14 protein-coding genes are annotated in these 16,244 nt (G+C 73.6%); 7 read left to right on the forward strand and 7 right to left on the reverse strand.

The genetic code is table 11. The annotated features are described in order from the left end of the window. The first annotated feature begins 2 nt into the window (after positions 1–2). Together ABWI07_RS02195 and ABWI07_RS02200 are read left to right on the forward strand one after the other, a co-directional pair. Complete coding sequence (locus tag ABWI07_RS02195; RefSeq protein WP_353817424.1) at positions 3–1,082, forward strand: family 2 encapsulin nanocompartment cargo protein polyprenyl transferase; 1,080 nt, start codon at positions 3–5, stop codon at positions 1,080–1,082. Between the two features lie 60 nt (positions 1,083–1,142). Next, positions 1,143–1,376 (forward strand): hypothetical protein, encoded by a 234-nt coding sequence (locus tag ABWI07_RS02200; RefSeq protein ID WP_149262463.1) that lies wholly within the window; start codon positions 1,143–1,145, stop codon positions 1,374–1,376. Positions 1,377–1,419: 43 nt separating this feature from the next. On the opposite strand, the gene ABWI07_RS02205 is transcribed toward ABWI07_RS02200, so the two are convergent. Further along, the gene (locus tag ABWI07_RS02205; RefSeq protein WP_149262675.1) at positions 1,420–2,637 is read right to left on the reverse strand and encodes an ABC transporter substrate-binding protein; all 1,218 of its coding nucleotides are present in this window, start codon (positions 2,635–2,637) and stop codon (positions 1,420–1,422) included. Between the two features lie 289 nt (positions 2,638–2,926). Between ABWI07_RS02205 and ABWI07_RS02210 the strand changes: the two genes are divergently transcribed. From ABWI07_RS02210 to ABWI07_RS02230, 5 genes are all read left to right on the forward strand, one after another. Further along, entirely contained in the window at positions 2,927–5,470 is a 2,544-nt protein-coding gene (locus ABWI07_RS02210; protein ID WP_353817425.1) for a sensor histidine kinase, read from the forward strand. Between the two features lie 6 nt (positions 5,471–5,476). After that, entirely contained in the window at positions 5,477–5,854 is a 378-nt protein-coding gene (locus tag ABWI07_RS02215; RefSeq protein ID WP_149262465.1) for a DUF742 domain-containing protein, read from the forward strand. Then, the gene (locus ABWI07_RS02220) at positions 5,835–6,491 is read left to right on the forward strand and encodes a GTP-binding protein (protein ID WP_149262466.1); all 657 of its coding nucleotides are present in this window, start codon (positions 5,835–5,837) and stop codon (positions 6,489–6,491) included. Before ABWI07_RS02215 ends, ABWI07_RS02220 begins: the two co-directional genes overlap by 20 nt. A 13-nt stretch (positions 6,492–6,504) precedes the next feature. After that, positions 6,505–7,554, forward strand: a complete 1,050-nt coding sequence (gene galT, locus ABWI07_RS02225) for a galactose-1-phosphate uridylyltransferase (RefSeq protein WP_353817427.1) — start codon at positions 6,505–6,507, stop codon at positions 7,552–7,554. 110 nt (positions 7,555–7,664) lie between these two features. After that, a complete protein-coding gene (locus tag ABWI07_RS02230) occupies positions 7,665–8,579 on the forward strand; it encodes a WD40 repeat domain-containing protein (protein WP_353817428.1) in 915 nt (304 codons plus the stop codon). An 84-nt stretch (positions 8,580–8,663) separates the two neighbouring features. On the opposite strand, the gene ABWI07_RS02235 is transcribed toward ABWI07_RS02230, so the two are convergent. The 6 genes from ABWI07_RS02235 to ABWI07_RS02260 all read right to left on the reverse strand — a co-directional run bounded on the left by ABWI07_RS02235 (position 8,664) and on the right by ABWI07_RS02260 (position 16,234). Next, entirely contained in the window at positions 8,664–9,596 is a 933-nt protein-coding gene (locus ABWI07_RS02235; RefSeq protein ID WP_235037171.1) for a LamG-like jellyroll fold domain-containing protein, read from the reverse strand. Between the two features lie 61 nt (positions 9,597–9,657). Beyond that, positions 9,658–11,751 carry a PQQ-dependent sugar dehydrogenase gene (locus ABWI07_RS02240; protein ID WP_149262469.1) on the reverse strand — a complete coding sequence of 698 codons (2,094 nt, stop codon included), beginning with the start codon at positions 11,749–11,751 and terminating at the stop codon, positions 9,658–9,660. Between the two features lie 86 nt (positions 11,752–11,837). Further along, positions 11,838–13,127 (reverse strand): purine-cytosine permease family protein, encoded by a 1,290-nt coding sequence (locus tag ABWI07_RS02245; protein WP_149262470.1) that lies wholly within the window; start codon positions 13,125–13,127, stop codon positions 11,838–11,840. Continuing rightward, on the reverse strand, positions 13,124–13,954 hold the full coding sequence (locus ABWI07_RS02250) for a sugar phosphate isomerase/epimerase family protein (protein WP_149262471.1): 831 nt from the start codon (positions 13,952–13,954) through the stop codon (positions 13,124–13,126). The genes ABWI07_RS02245 and ABWI07_RS02250 overlap by 4 nt, the downstream gene beginning before the upstream one ends. A gap of 16 nt (positions 13,955–13,970) precedes the next feature. Further along, a complete protein-coding gene (locus ABWI07_RS02255; RefSeq protein WP_149262472.1) occupies positions 13,971–15,086 on the reverse strand; it encodes a dihydrodipicolinate synthase family protein in 1,116 nt (371 codons plus the stop codon). Beyond that, the gene (locus tag ABWI07_RS02260; RefSeq protein WP_149262473.1) at positions 15,083–16,234 is read right to left on the reverse strand and encodes a Gfo/Idh/MocA family protein; all 1,152 of its coding nucleotides are present in this window, start codon (positions 16,232–16,234) and stop codon (positions 15,083–15,085) included. Before ABWI07_RS02260 ends, ABWI07_RS02255 begins: the two co-directional genes overlap by 4 nt. Positions 16,235–16,244: the final 10 nt, after the last annotated feature.

Genomic DNA, 16,244 nt, shown 5'->3' on the forward strand with positions numbered 1-16,244 from the left:
CCATGCCCGCCTGGAGAGACGACCCGGCCGTGGTCGGCTGCGACCACCGCACGGAGCCGCGGCACCGCCCCCGGGCCGCGGCGGAGGTGCTGACCTGGAGCCGCCGCCTGCTCGACCCCGCGCTGCGGCACGTGGTCGAGGCCATGCCGGACGCGTCGCGCTCCACCGCGGGCTTCCACTTCGGCTGGCGCGACGAGCGCGGCCGCCCGGCCGCCGGGGCGGGCGGCAAGGCGATCCGGCCCGCGCTCACGCTGCTGGCCGCGGAGGCGGTCGGCGGGACGGTCCAGGCCGCCCTGCCGGCCGCCGTGGCGGTCGAGCTCGCGCACAACTTCTCCCTCATGCACGACGACGTGATGGACGGCGACCTCACCCGCCGGCACCGCCCCACCGCCTGGGCCGTCTTCGGCGCCAACGCCGCGATCCTCACCGGGGACGCCCTCCTCGCCGCCGCCTACGAGCTCCTCGCCGAGGAGCCGTCCGCGGTGGTCGCGCGCGGCGTCCGCATCCTCGCCCGCGCCGTCCTCGACCTGGTCGAGGGCCAGCGCGCCGACCTGGCGTTCGAGGAGCGCGCGGACGTCACGCTCGACGAGTGCCTGGCCATGGCCGCGGGCAAGACCGGCGCGCTGCTCGGCGCCTCCTGCGCGCTCGGCGCCGTGTACGGGGGCGGCACCGCCGGGCAGGTGGCGCGCCTGCGCGCCTTCGGTGAGCGCCTCGGGCTCGCCTTCCAGCTCGCCGACGACCTGCTCGGCATCTGGGGCGACCCGGCGGTCACCGGCAAGCCCGTCCACGCCGACCTGCGCCGCCGCAAGAAGTCGCTGCCCCTCGTCGCGGCCCTCACCTCGGGCGGCGCCGCCGGCGACGAGCTCGCCGCGCTCTACCTGCGCGACACGCCGCTCACCGACGAGGAGGTGGTCCGCGCCGCCGGCCTCGCCGACGCGGCGGGCGGCCGCTCCTGGGCCGCCGCCCGCGCCGACGAGCTCCTGGCCGAGGCCCTCGCCGAGCTGGACGCCGCCGACGCCGCCCCCTGCGCCGCCGCCGAACTGCGCGCCCTCGCCCACCACACCGCCACCCGCGACCACTGACTCCCGCCACGTGCGGAAGGCCGCTTCTCGATCGATCGTTTGTTCGAGTAGGGTCGAGGCGTGCAGGCTCTCGAACACGTCCCGTTCCTGTGTCCGGCGGGGCACAGGCTCCACCCGGGCCGGGTCATCGTCGGCTGGTCGCCGTGCGTCTGCCCGCCCTGCGACAGGCGGGGCCGCGGGCTGCGCGGCCACCGCACCTACCTGTGCCTCGACTGCAAGGACGAGCACGTCACGACGAAGTGCTACCTGCCCCACCACGTCCCGTCGGAGGGCGCGGAGTACCGCTGGCCCTGACGTCCGCGACCCGACCCGCGGGCCGGTGCCGGAGCGGAGCGGCTCAGCCCTTGATCTGGGTCCAGGCCTGGGCCCAGCGGGAGTAGTCCACGCACTTGCTGCCGCGGTCGTCGCCGCAGTCCTTCACCGGGGTCTTCCAGAACGCCAGGCGCTTGTAGAACTCCGGGTCGCCGACGTGGTAGGTCGAGCAGAAGCCCTTGGCGGTGTACCCGCACGCCTTGGGGTTGGCGGGCGCCTCGCCGAACCACTGGGCCACCTCCGCCTGCACCTTCGGCGTGGTGATCCAGCTCATCCACTTGTACATGCAGGTCGGGTGCTGGGCCTTCGAGGAGATCATCCAGGTGTCGGACCAGCCGGTCGCGCCCTCGGTCGGGATCGTCGTGGCGACCGGTGCCTTGTCCGTCATGGCCAGGTTCGCGGTCACCTGCCAGGCGGTGCCGGCGTAGTTGTAGCCGCTCTTGAACGACTGGAGTTCGTCCAGGTAGTTCGCCCAGTACTGGTTGACGTTCGGACGCTGCTGCTTCAGCAGGTCGACCGCCGCGTCGAACTGCTTCTCGTCCAGCTCGTACACGTCGGTGATCTTCAGGTCGGGGCGGTGCGTCTTGAGGTAGAGCGCCGCGTCCGCGATGTAGATGGGGGAGTCGTAGGCGACGACGTGCCCGGCCGCGGGGGAGTTCTTGTCCCACACCACGTTCCACGACGTCGGACGCTGCGTGATCTTGTCCGTCCGGTACATCAGCATGTTGGCGCCGTAGCCGTGCGGAATGCCGTACATCTGCCCGCGGACGGAGTTGTACGGCTGGTTCTTCAGGTACTTGGCGACGTCCTCCCAGTTCGCGACCAGGCCGGTGTTGACGGGCGCGACCGTCCCGCCGTAGATGAGCCGGAGGCTCGCGTCGCCGGACGCCGACACGCCGTCGTACTGCCCGGTCTTCATCAGCGCGACCATCGAGTCGGAGGTGTCGGCGACCTTCGTGTAGACCTTGCAGCCGGTCGCCTTCGTGAACGGCTTGACCCAGTCGACCTTCGGGTCGTTCGTGCCGTTCTCGGCGTACCCCGCCCAGGCGACCAGGTCGAGCCGGCCCTCCGGGGTGCCGAGTTCCTGCAGCATCGGGACGTCGGGCGGCGCGGCGGTCCCGCCGGAGTCGCCGCTGCAGGCGCCGGTCAGCGCCGCCGCGACCAGTGCCCCCGCGGCGAGGAGGGCCCGGCGGGGACGGGCCGGAGAGCGCACGGTCGTCGTCGCTTCTGGGGTACGAGCCATCACGCTGAGGCATCGTAGGGGTATTTTGGGCCATCCGTCGCCACAAAACGTGATGATCTGGAAACTGTCGACACATAGCGGCTGACCGTCCTAGGCTCTCCTGCGTTCCGCGCGAGCCGCTCCGCGCAGTCGACGCCCGCCCGCCACCCGCCACCTGCCCGTCCCGTCCGCCCCGAGTGAAGGTTCAGCCGCAGTGCCAAATCGAGGCCGCACCACGGACTCGTCCGCCGGTCACCGGCGGGCTCCCAAGGCCGCGCGTTTCCGGTCCATCCGCTTCAAGGTCGTCCTGATGGTCACCGTGTCGGTGGTCTCCCTCGGCGTGCTGTGGGCGTTCGCCGCGAGCATCGCCCTCGGCGAGGGGCTCAACCTCCGCCACGTCAAGACCGTCCAGGACCACTACGGCTACCCGTCGGGCGCGCTCGGCAGCGCCCTGCAGGCCGAGCGGCGCCTGTCGATGGTGTACCTCGGCGGCCGCGCGGAGGGCGACCGCGCCGCCATGGAGTCCGGCCGCCTGGTCACCGACCGGCAGGCCGAGCTGTTCCGCCGGCTCGCCAGATCCGAGGCCGTCCAGGGCGCCGCCTCGCAGGACGCCCGGCGCATCGCGAACAAGATCCTCACCGAGCTGGACGGGCTGGACGACCGGCGCCGCGCCATCGACGCCGGGCGCCTGAACCGGGCGCGCGCCTTCGCCGACTACACGACCCTGCTCGGCGACGTCGGCGCCCTGCAGGGCTCACTCGCCACTCTGAACAACTCCGAGGTCGCCAAGGACGCCCGCAACGAGGCGTCGCTGACCCGGGCCCGCGAGGCCCTCGCGCAGGAGGACGCGCTGCTGGCGGGCGCGATCGCCGCCGGCAGGATCACCCCCGACGAGCACGCCCAGTACACCAAGCTCGTCGGGACGCAGCGCACCCTCTACACCTACACCGCGGCCGAGCTGCGCTCGCCCGACCAGTCCTACTACCAGCGCATCGTCGGGATGCCCGAGTACGGCCGGCTGCGGACGCTGGAGGACCACTTCGTCGCCTCGCCCCGGCTGGTCAACTCCGCCGGCACGGCCGGCGTGCTGTGGAAGACCACCGCCGACTCCAACCTCACCCGGCTGCGCGGCCTCGAACTGGCGGTCTCCGCGGGCGCCGAGGAGCGCGCCCAGCCGATCTCCGAGGGCATCATCACCCGCGTCGTCCTCGCGGGCGCGCTCGGCGTGGTCGCGGTCATCGCGACCCTCGTCCTCGCGATCTGGGTCGCCCGGTCGGTCATCCGCGAGCTGGCCCGGCTGCGCCGCGAGGCGATCGACCTGGCCGACGTCCGGCTGCCCGGCGTGATCCGCCGGCTGCGCCGCGGCGAGGAGGTCGACGTGGCCGCCGAGGCGCCGCCGCTGTCGTTCGGCACCCGCGAGATCGACCAGGTGGGCGACGCGTTCAACGCCGCGCGCCGCACCGCGATCCAGAGCGCGGTCGAGGAGGCGACGCTCCGCCGCAACGTCAGCGACGTGTTCGTCAACCTCGCCCGCCGCAGCCAGACGCTGCTGCACCGCCAGCTCAAGCTGCTGGACTCGATGGAGCGGCGCATCGAGACCCCCGACGACCTGGAGGACCTGTTCCGGGTCGACCACCTCGCCACTCGCATGCGCCGGCACGCCGAAGGCCTGATCATCCTGTCCGGGCAGGCGCCCGGCCGCGGCTGGCGCAGCCCCGTCGCGATCGTGGACGTCGCCCGCGCCGCCGCCTCCGAGGTCGAGGACTACACCCGGGTCAACGTCGCCCCGATGACCCGCGCCGCGATCGTCGGCCCGGCCGTCGCCGACGTCATCCACCTGCTCGCCGAGCTGATCGAGAACGCCGCCACGTTCTCGCCGCCGCACACGACCGTCCAGGTGCACGGGCAGGCCGTCTCGCACGGCTTCACGCTGGAGGTCGAGGACCGCGGCCTCAGCATGGACGAGCCCAGCCTCGCCGCCGCCAACGAGCGGCTCGCCACCGCCGCCGAGTTCGACCTGTCCGACAGCGCGCAGCTCGGCCTGTTCGTCGTCGGGCGGCTGGCCCGCCGGCACGGCATCAAGGTCACCCTGCGGACGTCCCCCTACGGCGGCATGACCGCGATCGTGCTGCTGCCCGAGGAACTCGTCGTCCCCGACGAGGGCGACACGGTGAGCGGCGCGCCCGCGCTCACCACCCGCCGCGCGGAGGACGCGCTCGTCCCCGTCGGCACGGTCGTGGGCGGCGGCCGCGGCGGCCCGCAGGCGGCGCTGGACGGCGGCGAGGGCGGGTCCGTGCTGCACCTGCCGTCCGGGCGGCACGCCGCGCCGTCTCCGCAGTCTCCGCCGCAGGAGCCGCTCGCCCAGCCCGCGCGCCCCTTCATCCCCCCGGCCGCCCCCGCGCCCCCGCACTCGGCGCCGTCGCCGATCCAGTCCTCCATGCAGTCCTCCGCGTCGAACGGGGAACCGGACGCGCTGACCGGGCCCATCCCGGTGTTCGAGGAGCCGATGCAGGGCCCGGCGCCGTCGCCCCGGTCGGCGCCCTCGCCGTGGGGCGACCCGCCGTCCGAACCCGCGTCGCCGCCGCCTCCGCCCCCGCCGAGCGTGCCGCGCTCGCCCCGCGAGGTCCGGCGCCGTCCCCCCGGCGCGTCGCCCGGCGAGAAGCCCTCGCTGCCGAAGCGCGTCCGGCAGGAGAACATGGCCTCCCAGCTGCGCGAGGACCGCTCCGCGCCCGCCGAGCCGGCGCCGGCCGCCCGCGCCGACCGGACGCCCGAGCAGCTGCGGTCGATGATGTCGTCCATCCAGCAGGGCACCCGGCGCGGCCGCGCCGAGTCCCTCGACACCGAGGAATCGTGACGGACCATGACCGGTCCTGGCAACGAATGGCTCGATGACGAGGCCGGCCCGATCGTCCGGTCGTACGCGCTCACCCGCGGGCGGGCCAGGCCCGCGACCGGTGAGGCCTTCGACATGATCACGATAGTCTCGACCGCGGCGCGGCCCCGCTCCGGCTCGCCCGGCATCGGCCCCGAGCATCTCGACATCCTGGAGATGTGCCTGCAACCGCAGCCGGTGGCGGAGATCGCGGCGCGGATGCGGCTGCCGCTGGTCGTCGTGCGGGTGCTGCTCGGCGACCTGCTCCACCACCGGCTCATCACCGCCACCCGTCCCCAACAGGAGAGCACGCTCTCCAAGGAACGTCTGCTGAGGGAAGTGCTCCATGGTCTCCAAGCCCTCTGAGAACGCCGGCGCGGCCGCCGGAGGGAGCGCGGGGCCGTCCCCCCACGAGGGGTCCGCCCCGGCGACCCCCGTCGCGGTGAAGATCCTCGTCGCCGGGGGCTTCGGCGTCGGCAAGACCACGCTCGTCGGCTCCGTCAGCGAGATCCGCCCCCTCCAGACCGAGGAGCTGCTCACCGACCGGGGCGTCGGCGTCGACGACACCGAGGGCGTCGAGCAGAAGACGACCACCACGGTCGCCATGGACTTCGGCCGCATCACGATCCGCGACGGCCTCGTGCTGTACCTGTTCGGCACGCCCGGCCAGGACCGGTTCTGGTTCATGTGGGACGAGCTGTCCTTCGGGGCGCTCGGCGCCGTCGTGCTCGCCGACACCCGCCGCCTCGCCGACTGCTTCCCCGCCGTCGACTACTTCGAGAACCGGGGCCTGCCGTTCGTCATCGCGGTGAACTGCTTCGACGACGGCTACGACTACACGCCCGCGGAGATCCGCGAGGCGCTCGACCTCAATGAGAACACTCCGGTCGTGCTGTGCGACGTCCGGGAGCGCACGTCCGGCAAGGAGGTGCTGACGACGCTGGTCAGGTACCTGCTGTCGGTGCACGAGGAGGAGACGCGCGCAGGCGCCCCGGCGCTGTAGGCTGCCGGTCGAGATGAACCGGACAAAGGCGCGGCTCTCGGACGGCCGCGAGATCGTCTACTACGACGAGTCGCCCGGCCGGGTGCCCGTCGCCGACCCGCGCGGCCTCCCGCCGGTCGAGCCGGTGTGCGAGGTCCGCCGCGACCCGCTGACCGGCGACCACGTCACGATCACCGCGCACCGCAACACGCGGACGTTCCTGCCGCCCGCAGACCAGTGCCCCCTGTGCCCCGGCGGCCCGGCCTCGGAGATCCCCGACCCGTCCTACGACGTCGCCGTGTTCGAGAACCGCTTCCCGTCCTTCGACGTCCGCACCCCGCCGGTGCCGCCCTCGATCGACGGGGTGGAGCGGTCCCGCGGCGCCGGGCGCTGCGAGGTCGTGTGCTTCACCGACGACCACTCCGCGTCGATGTCGCTGCTGCCCGTCTCCCGCGTCCGGACGGTGATCGACGCGTGGGCCGACCGCACCGCCGAGCTGTCGGCGATCCCCGGCGTCGCGCAGGTCTTCGCGTTCGAGAACCGCGGCGTCGAGATCGGCGTGACCCTGCACCACCCGCACGGCCAGATCTACGCCTACCCGTTCGTGACCCCGCGCACCGAGCGGATGCTGGCGTCGGCCGCCGCGAACCCGGACCTGTTCGGCGACCTGCTGAAGGCCGAGCGCGCCGGCAGCCGCGTCGTGCTGTCCGGCGAGCACTGGACGGCCTACGTCCCCGCCGCCGCCCGCTGGCCGGTCGAGGTGCACCTGACGCCGCACCGCCACGTCCCCGACCTGGCCGCCCTCGACCCGGGGGAGCGCGACGAGCTGGCCGTCCTCTACCGGGACCTGCTGCGCCGCTGCGACGCCCTCTACGACACGCCGCTGCCGTACGTCGCGGGCTGGCACCAGGCGCCGGTCGGCGAGGGCCGCGACCTGCTCCGCCTGCACCTGGAGCTGTTCTCGATCCGCCGTGCCGCCGACAAGGTCAAGTACCTGGCGGGCTCGGAGTCGGGCATGGCCGCCTGGATCAACGACGTCCCCCCGGAGGACGTCGCCGCCCGCCTGCGCGCCGCCGGCGGATGACGGGCGTCACCATCGGGTGACACGCGCGGCCGACGGGTAACACGGGCCTCACCCGCCCGTTTTCGCGACTGCGTGGAACGATCTGCGCCGGGTGGCCTACGCTCCCACGCATGCCGGAAAGCGTGCTGGCGGGCCCGTTGGCGCGCGGGTCCTTCGACGGCGTCGCCGCCACCGCGGAGCGACCGCCGCTGGCCTTCACGTCCCGCGTCGGGCAGGGCGTGAACACCGGCCAGGCGTGGGACCTCGCGGCCGGCGCGCCGCTCGGGCCGCCCATCCCCGACTTCCCCGCAGACCGGGCCGACTGGGCGTTCGGCGTCCCCGCCGGGTCGCCGACCGTCGCCTGGACGCACCGTGACCGCCTCCACGTCCACGACCTCGGCACGGGCCGCGACGTCACCCTGGACGCCCACCCCGACCTGCTCGGCCTCGCCGTCCACCACGGCCGCGCCGCCGTCGTCGCGGTCTTCGGCCCGGCCAGCGACGCCGAGGTGGCGGTGTGGGACGCCCTCACCGGCGACCGGCTCGCCGGCTTCCACCTCTGGCTCGGCCACGGCAGCGCCGTCGACCGCCGCCTCCTGCACGCGACGCCCGCGACGGGCCCCCTCGTAGCCCTGACCGGCGACTCCGCGACCACCCTCCTCGACCTGGAACGCGGCGAGGAGATCGCCGCCGTGCCGACCGCCGCCGGGACCCTCGTCCCGTCTCCGGACGGCCTCGTCCTCGTCTGCCCGACCCCGGATGACCTGGGCGTGCACGGCCTGGACGGTGCCCGCATCGCGTCCCTGTCCGTCCCCGCCCCCGTCGACCAGACGGCCGCGGCCCTGGTCGACGGTCACCTCCTGGTGGCCGCCGTCCTCCGGGACGCCCCCGACACCCTCTTCGCCTGGAACACCGCCGCGCCGGCCCCGTCCCACCGCGTCAAGCTTCCGGCCCCCGCGAACGACCTGGCCCTGGCCCCGGACGGCACTCTCCTCGCGGCCACCGACACCGCCCTCTACACCGCCCGCCCCCACGGGAATCGCTGAGCACACGAAACAGGGCCGGGGGGGTGGGCCCGGCCCTGTCGGCGAGTGGTAGCCGCCGGCGCGCAGGGCGCCGGCGGCGGCTTGTCACTGCTTCGCGAACCTGTACTGGATGGCCGCCTCCTTCGCGGTGATGGCGCGGTCGAGGAACATCAGGCCGTCCATGCGGCAGTTGCAGGGGTTCTTCTCCGCGGTGTTCTGCGGGAAGCTGCCGCCGATCTTGATGCCGCGCGGGTCCGTGGCGGACGTGACGTCGGGCTCGGGCTCGCCTTCGAGGCCCCACGGGTCGCCGGCCGTGGTGTAGAAGCCTTCCAGCGGCCTGCCGTCCTTGTAGAGCGCCATTTCGCCGGTGTCGTAGTCGAACGTCGCGGCGAGGTGCACCCAGGTGTTCTGCGGGAGGATGCTCCGCCAGTCCTCGCTCGCGGCGAACGTCTGCGACTTCGAACCGTCCACGCGGCGGCCGAGCGCGACGACGTGCAGGGTGCCGGAGACCTCGATGATCTCCAGCAGCGCGCGCACGGCGTGCCCGTCGGAGTCGCCTGTGAGCAGGCCGGACAGGCCGACCGCGTTGTAGACGTCGCTCGGGTTCGACGTCTCGGTGTTGGGGCTCGGGTTCGTGCCGGTCATCTTGAACCAGCCCGCGAGGGTCGCGCCCTTGGCGGAGCTGAACGCGTGCAGGGACGGGACGCCGGTCGCCGAGTAGATCCCGGCCTTCCAGTCGTCGTTGCCCTTCGCGGCCGGGTTCACCTGCCCGAGCTGGATGGCGTGCCGCCGCGCGCCGTCCCGGACCCGCATGTCCGCGCCGCCGTTGATGAGGTTGATCGTGGTGCCGGACCGTCCGCTGTCGGCCTCGCGGGACGGGTCGCCCGGGACGGGGTGCTCGAAGTCGTAGTAGGAGACGAGGTTCTTCTTCAGGGGCGGGAAGACGCCGCCGGTCGAGGCGCTGGCCGGTGCTGCGACGCAGAGCGAGGCGCCCAGCAGCGCGGTGGTGAGTGCGGCGGTGCCGCGGCGGATCATCATGTCGACTCCTTGGAGTCCTCCGGGCGGGCGCCGCGAGCCGGCGCCCGCCCGGAGGAGGCCGTTACTTCGCCTGGGTTCCGCGGACCGTCAGGTCGCGGAGCCGGCCGATGTTGTCGAACGAGCCGAAGCCCACCCGGCCGGAGCCGAGGGTCCTGTCGAGGGCGGTGAAGACCGGCTTGGACGACCCGTCCACGTAGACGGCGATCTCACCGGTGTCCGCCCGGCGGTCCACCCGGACGCGGTGCCACGCCTCGTCGGTGATGGCCGGCGGGGCGCCGTGCGACCGGTTGGCGTTCCACTGCTGGTCGATGCGCAGCCGGTCGGCGCCGTTCACCAGGAAGATCCCGTTGTGCGGGTAGATGGTGTTGTCGCTGGACAGGTGCGCGTAGTAGAAGTGCGTGTCGTCCTGGTAGCCGAAGACGACGATCACGTCCCGGTTGCTGACCGACACCGGGGTGTCGAGCCGCACCTTCGCGTCGATCCGCGCCGAGGTCAGCACCGGCCCCTTGTCGAGCACCGCGTACTCGAACGGGCGGCGCGGCCCGGGGCGCTGCTGGCCCTCCTCGGCGAGGATGACCTGGTCGCCGGGGAACTCCCACTTGGACGGCGTGACGGGCGCCCAGTTCTCGGCGTCCATCGCGTTCCCGATGCGGACCGGGCCCGCCGCGCCGGCCGCGACCCGCTTCGTCCCGACCACCTTCCAGATCTTGCCGTTGGCCTTGGCGAGCAGGTAGGGCTCGCCCTGCGCGTCCGACCCGTACCGCAGGTCGACGCGCTGGTCACCGGCCAGCTCCCGCATCGTGACGGGCTTGCCGGAGGTGTCGTAGGCCGCCAGCTCGTAGATCTGCGCGCGGTTCCTGCCGGTCGCGTCGTGCTTCATCTCCGACTCTTCGGTGTACATGAGCCGGCCGTCCACGATGTCGGTGAACAGGTACTTGCCGCGCAGCGCGGGCAGTCGCGCGCCCCGGTACACGTAGCCGCCGGAGATGGCGTGGCCCACGTCGCTGCTGCAGTTCCAGTCGGCGGGCGGGTCGTGGTCGTAGGCCGCGAGCGGGTACTCGTAGTCGTACTTGTCGTCGTCGGCCGGCAGCGGGTACAGGTGGCAGCGGTCGTCCTTGCGGAACGTGAACGCGCCCTCCCGCTCGCTCCACCCGATGTTCGCGCCGGGGTAGAGCTCGTGGATCGACTCGATCTCGTGCTCGCCGATGTGCGCGAGGAACATCCGGTGCGTGCCGCCGGTGTCCCAGCTGAACCGGTGCGGGTCGCGCATGCCGTAGGCGTAGATCTCGCCGACCTTGCCGGGCTGCCCGGCGTAGGGGTTGTCGGCGGGGATGCCGTACTTGCCGTTCGCGCTGTCGTTCCCGGCCGGGTCGATCCGCAGGACCTTGCCCTGGGGGACGGCGAGGTTCTGCGGGTCGCCGCCGTTGTCGCCGACGTTGCCGTTGCCGCCGTCGCCGACCGACAGGTAGAGCTTGCCGTAGTCGGCGTCGCCCGGACGGGCGTTGGGGTTGAAGTCGATCTGCTGGAGGTTGTGGATGCGGCCGGCGAACCCGATGCGCAGGAGTTCGCGGTGCGTCCCGGAGAACGTGTCCGCCTTCGGGTCGTCCGCCGTCCACTCGTCGATGACGCCGTGGTAGCCGGTCTTCGGCTGCGGGGTGAGGTCGGGCGTCTTGGTCTTGAGCGCGTTGCCCGCCTCGACGTGCGCGGTGTAGAACTTCCCGTTCTTCCGGAAGTCGGGGTGGAACGCGACGAATCCGAAGCCCTGTCCGAGTCCGGCCTGGGAGAAGAAGTCGGGCGCGAACGTGGCGGCGACGTCCAGGTAGACGTGCGGGGTGCGGGTCTTCTTGTCGAGCAGGTACAGGTTGCCGTTCAGGTCGGGCACGTACAGGCGGCCCGAGTGGTCGGGGACCTCACCGACGTAGTTGATGCGGTTCCACCGCAGCAGCCGCGGGTCGGTGGGGGTGCCCGTCGGCGTCGACTTCGGCAGCTGCGCGACCTCCTGGAGGACGAGGCCGAGGCCGGACGGGGCGGGGTCTTCGGGGATCGGGTCGAGGATCGGCGCGTCGTCGCGCGCCTGCGCCGCCGGGGGGACGGTGAGCAGCGGCAGCAGCAGCGCCGCGATCGTGAGGAGACACCAGCTGAGTTTTCTTCGCATTCCGGCCGTCCTAGGGTGGGGATCGGTGGCAGGAAAGCGCTTTCTGGAAGCGCTTTCCAGAACGTACGACCGGTCTCGCCCGCACGTCAAGGACGAATTTCGGGCCAGCCGGATGTGGACATCGCGTCATGACCGCGTCCGCGGGAAGCCCGGTGGAACCACGCGTGGACCGCCGTCGCGGCCGCGGAGACGACGAGACCGACCGGGGCGGCGGCCGCATGGCCCGCCAGGGTCAGCGCCACGGCCGCCGCGGCTCCGGGGGCCCAGATCCACGTCGCCACGGGCCGTCCCGCGCGCCCGCGCCGCCGCGCGAACTCCGCCGCCATCGGCGGGACGAGCGCCGGCAGCGCCGCCGCCAGCACCGTCAGCCATTCGAGCAGCATCCGGTCGACCCGGAGCGCCGCGAGCACCGCCCCGGGCACCGCGATCGCCAGCACCGCCACGACCCGCCGCCCCTCCACCCGCCGCGCCGGGGCGGGATCGGGTGGGTGGGGGAGGAAGCGGGTGACGGCGAGGGCGCCGGAGTGGACGGCGGCGAGCGTCGGGGCGATGACCGACGCGGCGACGAACAGGTTCGCCGCGGGCAGGCCGTCCGGTCCGGCGAGCACGGCGACCACGTCGGTGGATCCGCTGGCCGCCGCGACCCCGGCGCCGACGACGGAGGCCCCGAGCGCGGGGACGACGAGGAGCGCGACGCAGGCCGCGAGGTCGCCGCGGCCGCGCAGGCCCACGGTGAAGTCGGGGGCCCGCACGGCGAACACCGACACGTACCCGATGTATCCGGCGAGGTCCGCGGCGAGGAGGCCGGGCGGTCCGTCCCGGGCGAGCGACACCGGCGACGCGGGCGGCGCGAGCTTCACCGCGACGATGCCGATCAGCGCGACGGCGGTCAGGGTGGTGACGACCGCGACCGCGTTCCACCGGCCGCCGCCGGCGACCAGCACCGCGACCGTGGGGACGGTCAGCGCGGCGACGCCCACCGCGTCCGGGACGCCGCCGAGCGCCGCGGCGGCCGCCCCGCCGAGGCCGACGTTGAAGCCGAACCAGCCGGCCATCGCGACCGCGAGCAGCGCGGTGAAGGCGCGCTCGGCGACCGGGGGCAGGTAGCGGGGCGCGAGCTCCGCCATCCCGGCGTTCTCCCCGGCGGGCTCCCGCAGGCCGAGCCGTCCCTGCGCGGCGAGCAGCGCCGCCATCACGGCGCCGCCCACCACCAGGACCGGGACGGGCAGCGCACCGCCGTGCCGCCCGCCGATCTGCGCCCCGAGGACGAGCGCGCCGGGCGCCGTCCCGATGCCGAGCCACGCCCCGGCCGCCGCCCGCCACGTCCGGCCGCCGCCGGCCCCGGACGTGCGCGGGCGCGCCGGAGCGGACGTCACGCCCCGTGTTCCTTCAAGGCGGGTTCCTTCAGGACGTGCTCCCCGAAGCGGGCCAGCGTGAGGGCGAGGGCCTCGGGGCCCGGCATCGCCCACAGCGCGTCGTTGAAGATCTCCACCTCGATCGGGCCGGTGTAGCCGGTGGCGTCCACGGCCTCGCGGAACCGGCGCAGCTCGACGCATCCGTCACCGAGCATGCCGCGTCCGGTGAGGGCGCCCTCGGGCAGCGGCGTGACCCAGTCGGCGACCTGGAACAGCGAGATCCGGCCCTCGGCGCCCGCGCGGGCGATGCCGTCCCACGCAGCCGGGTCCCACCACAGGTGGTAGGTGTCGACCATGACGCCGACCTGGGCGGACGGGAAGGGCGCCGCCAGGTCGAGCGCCTGGCCGAGGGTGGAGACGACGCACCGGTCCGAGCAGAACATCGGGTGCAGCGGCTCGATCGCGAGCTGGACGCCGTGCTCGCCCGCGAAGGGCGCGAGCTCGGCCAGGACGTCGGCGACGCGCGAGCGCGCCCCGTCCAGATCGCGGGAGCCCTCCGGCAGGCCGCCGCTGACCAGGCACAGGGCGGGCGCGCCCAGCTCGGCGGCCTCCTCGACGGCGCGGCGGTTGCTCTCCAGCGCGTCCGGCTCCTGGAAGAACCCGCCCCGGCACAGGGACGTGACCGCCAGCCCGTGGTCGCGCATGAGCTTGCCGGTGCGGGCCAGGCCGTACTCGGCGACGGGCTCCCGCCAGAGCCCGACGCCCGTCACCCCGGCGGACGCGCAGCCGGCGGCCAGCTCCGGCAGGGCCCAGTACCGGGTCGTCCACTGGTTGAGGCTGAACCTCATCAGGCGCCTCCCCTCATCACGCGGCTCCCTGGACGGTCAGCCACGCGCGCATCCGGTGCGCCGCGAGGCCGGGGTCGGGGAAGAGGCCGGCGGCGTCGGCGAGCTGGAAGAGGCGGACCATGTGCGGCACGGAACGCGCGGTCTCCAGCCCGCCGACCATCCGGAAGTGCCGCTGGTGGCCGGTCAGCCAGGCCAGGAACACCACCCCCGTCTTGTAGTAGTAGGTGGGGGTCTCGAAGAGGTGCCGGGCCAGCGGCACCGTCGGCTCGAAGATCTCCTCGTAGGACGCGGTGTCGCCGTCGTCGAGCGCGTGCAGTGCCGCAGCGGCGGCGGGCGCGATCGGGTCGAAGATTCCGAGCAGCGCGTCGCTGTGCCCCTCGGCATCGCCCCGGATCAGCTCCGGATAGTTGAAGTCGTCCCCGGTGTAGAGCCGGACGCCGGACGGCAGCCGGCGGCGGAGGTCGACCTCGCGCCCCGCGTCCAGCAGCGAGATCTTGACGCCGTCGATCCGGGACGCGTGCTCGCCGATCAGGGCGAGCAGCGCCCCGGCCGCGACGTCGAGGTCGTCCGAGCCCCAGTAGCCCTCCAGCGCCGGGTCGAACATCGGGCCCAGCCAGTGCAGCACGACCGGCCGCTCGACCTGCGCGAGCAGCCGCCCGTACACCGAGGCGTAGTCCTCCGGGCCGTTCGCCGCGGCGGCCAGGTGGCGGCTCGCCATCAGCACCGGCACCGCGGCCACGGACTCGATGACGGCCAGTTGCTCCTCGTAGGCGGCGGCGATCTCCGCCAGGGACGCGGGCCCCGGCGGCAGCTGGTCGGTGCCCGCGCCGCAGACGATCCGGCCCCCTTCTGAAAGCGCTTCCTCACCGCTCCGCACGATGAGCTCGCGGGTCGTCGTCCAGTCCAGGCCCATGCCGCGCTGGGCGGTGTCCATCGCCTCGGCGACGCCCAGCCCGTAGGACCACAGGTGCCGCCGGAACGCGAGCGTCGCGTCCCAGTCCAGCGACTCGCCGCCCGCGACCACGTGCGCGGCCGCGTACGCGACGCGCGACGTGCTGGGCCCGGCGGGCGGCTTGTAGGTGCGCGGCTCGCTCATCGCGTGGCCGGGCGCCCCGGGCAGATCGATCTTCATGGCGTCAGCTCCGGGACGTCCAGCCGGCGGCCTTCCCGCCACGCCCGGAGGCCGAGTTCGGCGAGCTGGACGCCGCGCGCCCCGGCGTAGAAGTCCCAGGGGAAGGGGCCGTCGTCGGCGACGTGCCGCAGGAACATCTCCCACTGGGCCTTGAAGCCGTTGTCGAACTCGGTGTTGTCGGGGATCTCCTGCCACTGGGAGCGGAAGTCCTCGGTGGCGGGCAGGTCGGGGTTCCACACCGGCTTGGGCGTCATCGAGCGGTGCTGGACGCGGCAGCGCCGCAGCCCCGCGACCGCCGAGCCCTCGGTGCCGTCGACCTGGAACTCCACCAGCTCGTCGCGGAACACCCGCGTCGCCCAGGAGGAGTTGATCTGCGCGACGATCCCGCCGTCCAGCTCGAAGATCCCGTAGGCGGCGTCGTCGGCGGTGGCCTCGTAGGGCTTGCCGTGCTCGTCCACCCGCTCGGGGATGTGGGTGGCCCCGAGCGCCTGCACCGAGCGCACCGGCGCGATCACCCCGTCCAGCACGTACCGCCAGTGGCAGAACATGTCCAGGATGATCCCGCCGCCGTCCTCGACGCGGTAGTTCCAGCTCGGCCGCTGCGCCTCCTGCCAGTCGCCCTCGAAGACCCAGTAGCCGAACTCGCCGCGGACCGACAGAATCCGCCCGAAGAACCCGCCGTCCACCAGCCGCTTGAGCTTGAGCAGCCCCGGCAGGAACAGCTTGTCCTGGACGACGCCGTGCTTGACCCCAGCCTCGTCGGCGAGCCGGGCCAGCGCGACCGCGGTCTCCAGGTCCTCGGCGAGGGGCTTCTCGGTGTAGATGTGCTTGCCCGCCGCCACCGCCGCGCGGATCGCGTCGACCCGCGCGCTGGTGACCTGGGCGTCGAAGTAGACGTCGGTGTCCGGACGCGCCAGCGCCTCGGCCAGGTCGGTCGTCCACGCCGTCAACCCGTGCCGCTCCGCCAGCTCGCGCAGCTTCGCTTCGCTGCGTCCCACCAGCACGGGCTCGGGCCACAGCACGGTGCCCTCGGCCGTGCGCACCCCGCCCTGCTCCCTGATCGCGAGGATCGAGCGGAGGAGATGCTGGCGGTACCCCATCCGGCCGGTGACGCCGTTCATGACGATCCCGATGGACCTGCGTGCCATCCCGTTCCTT

This window comes from Actinomadura sp. NPDC000600 (assembly GCF_040492135.1).
Lineage (GTDB): Bacteria > Actinomycetota > Actinomycetes > Streptosporangiales > Streptosporangiaceae > Spirillospora.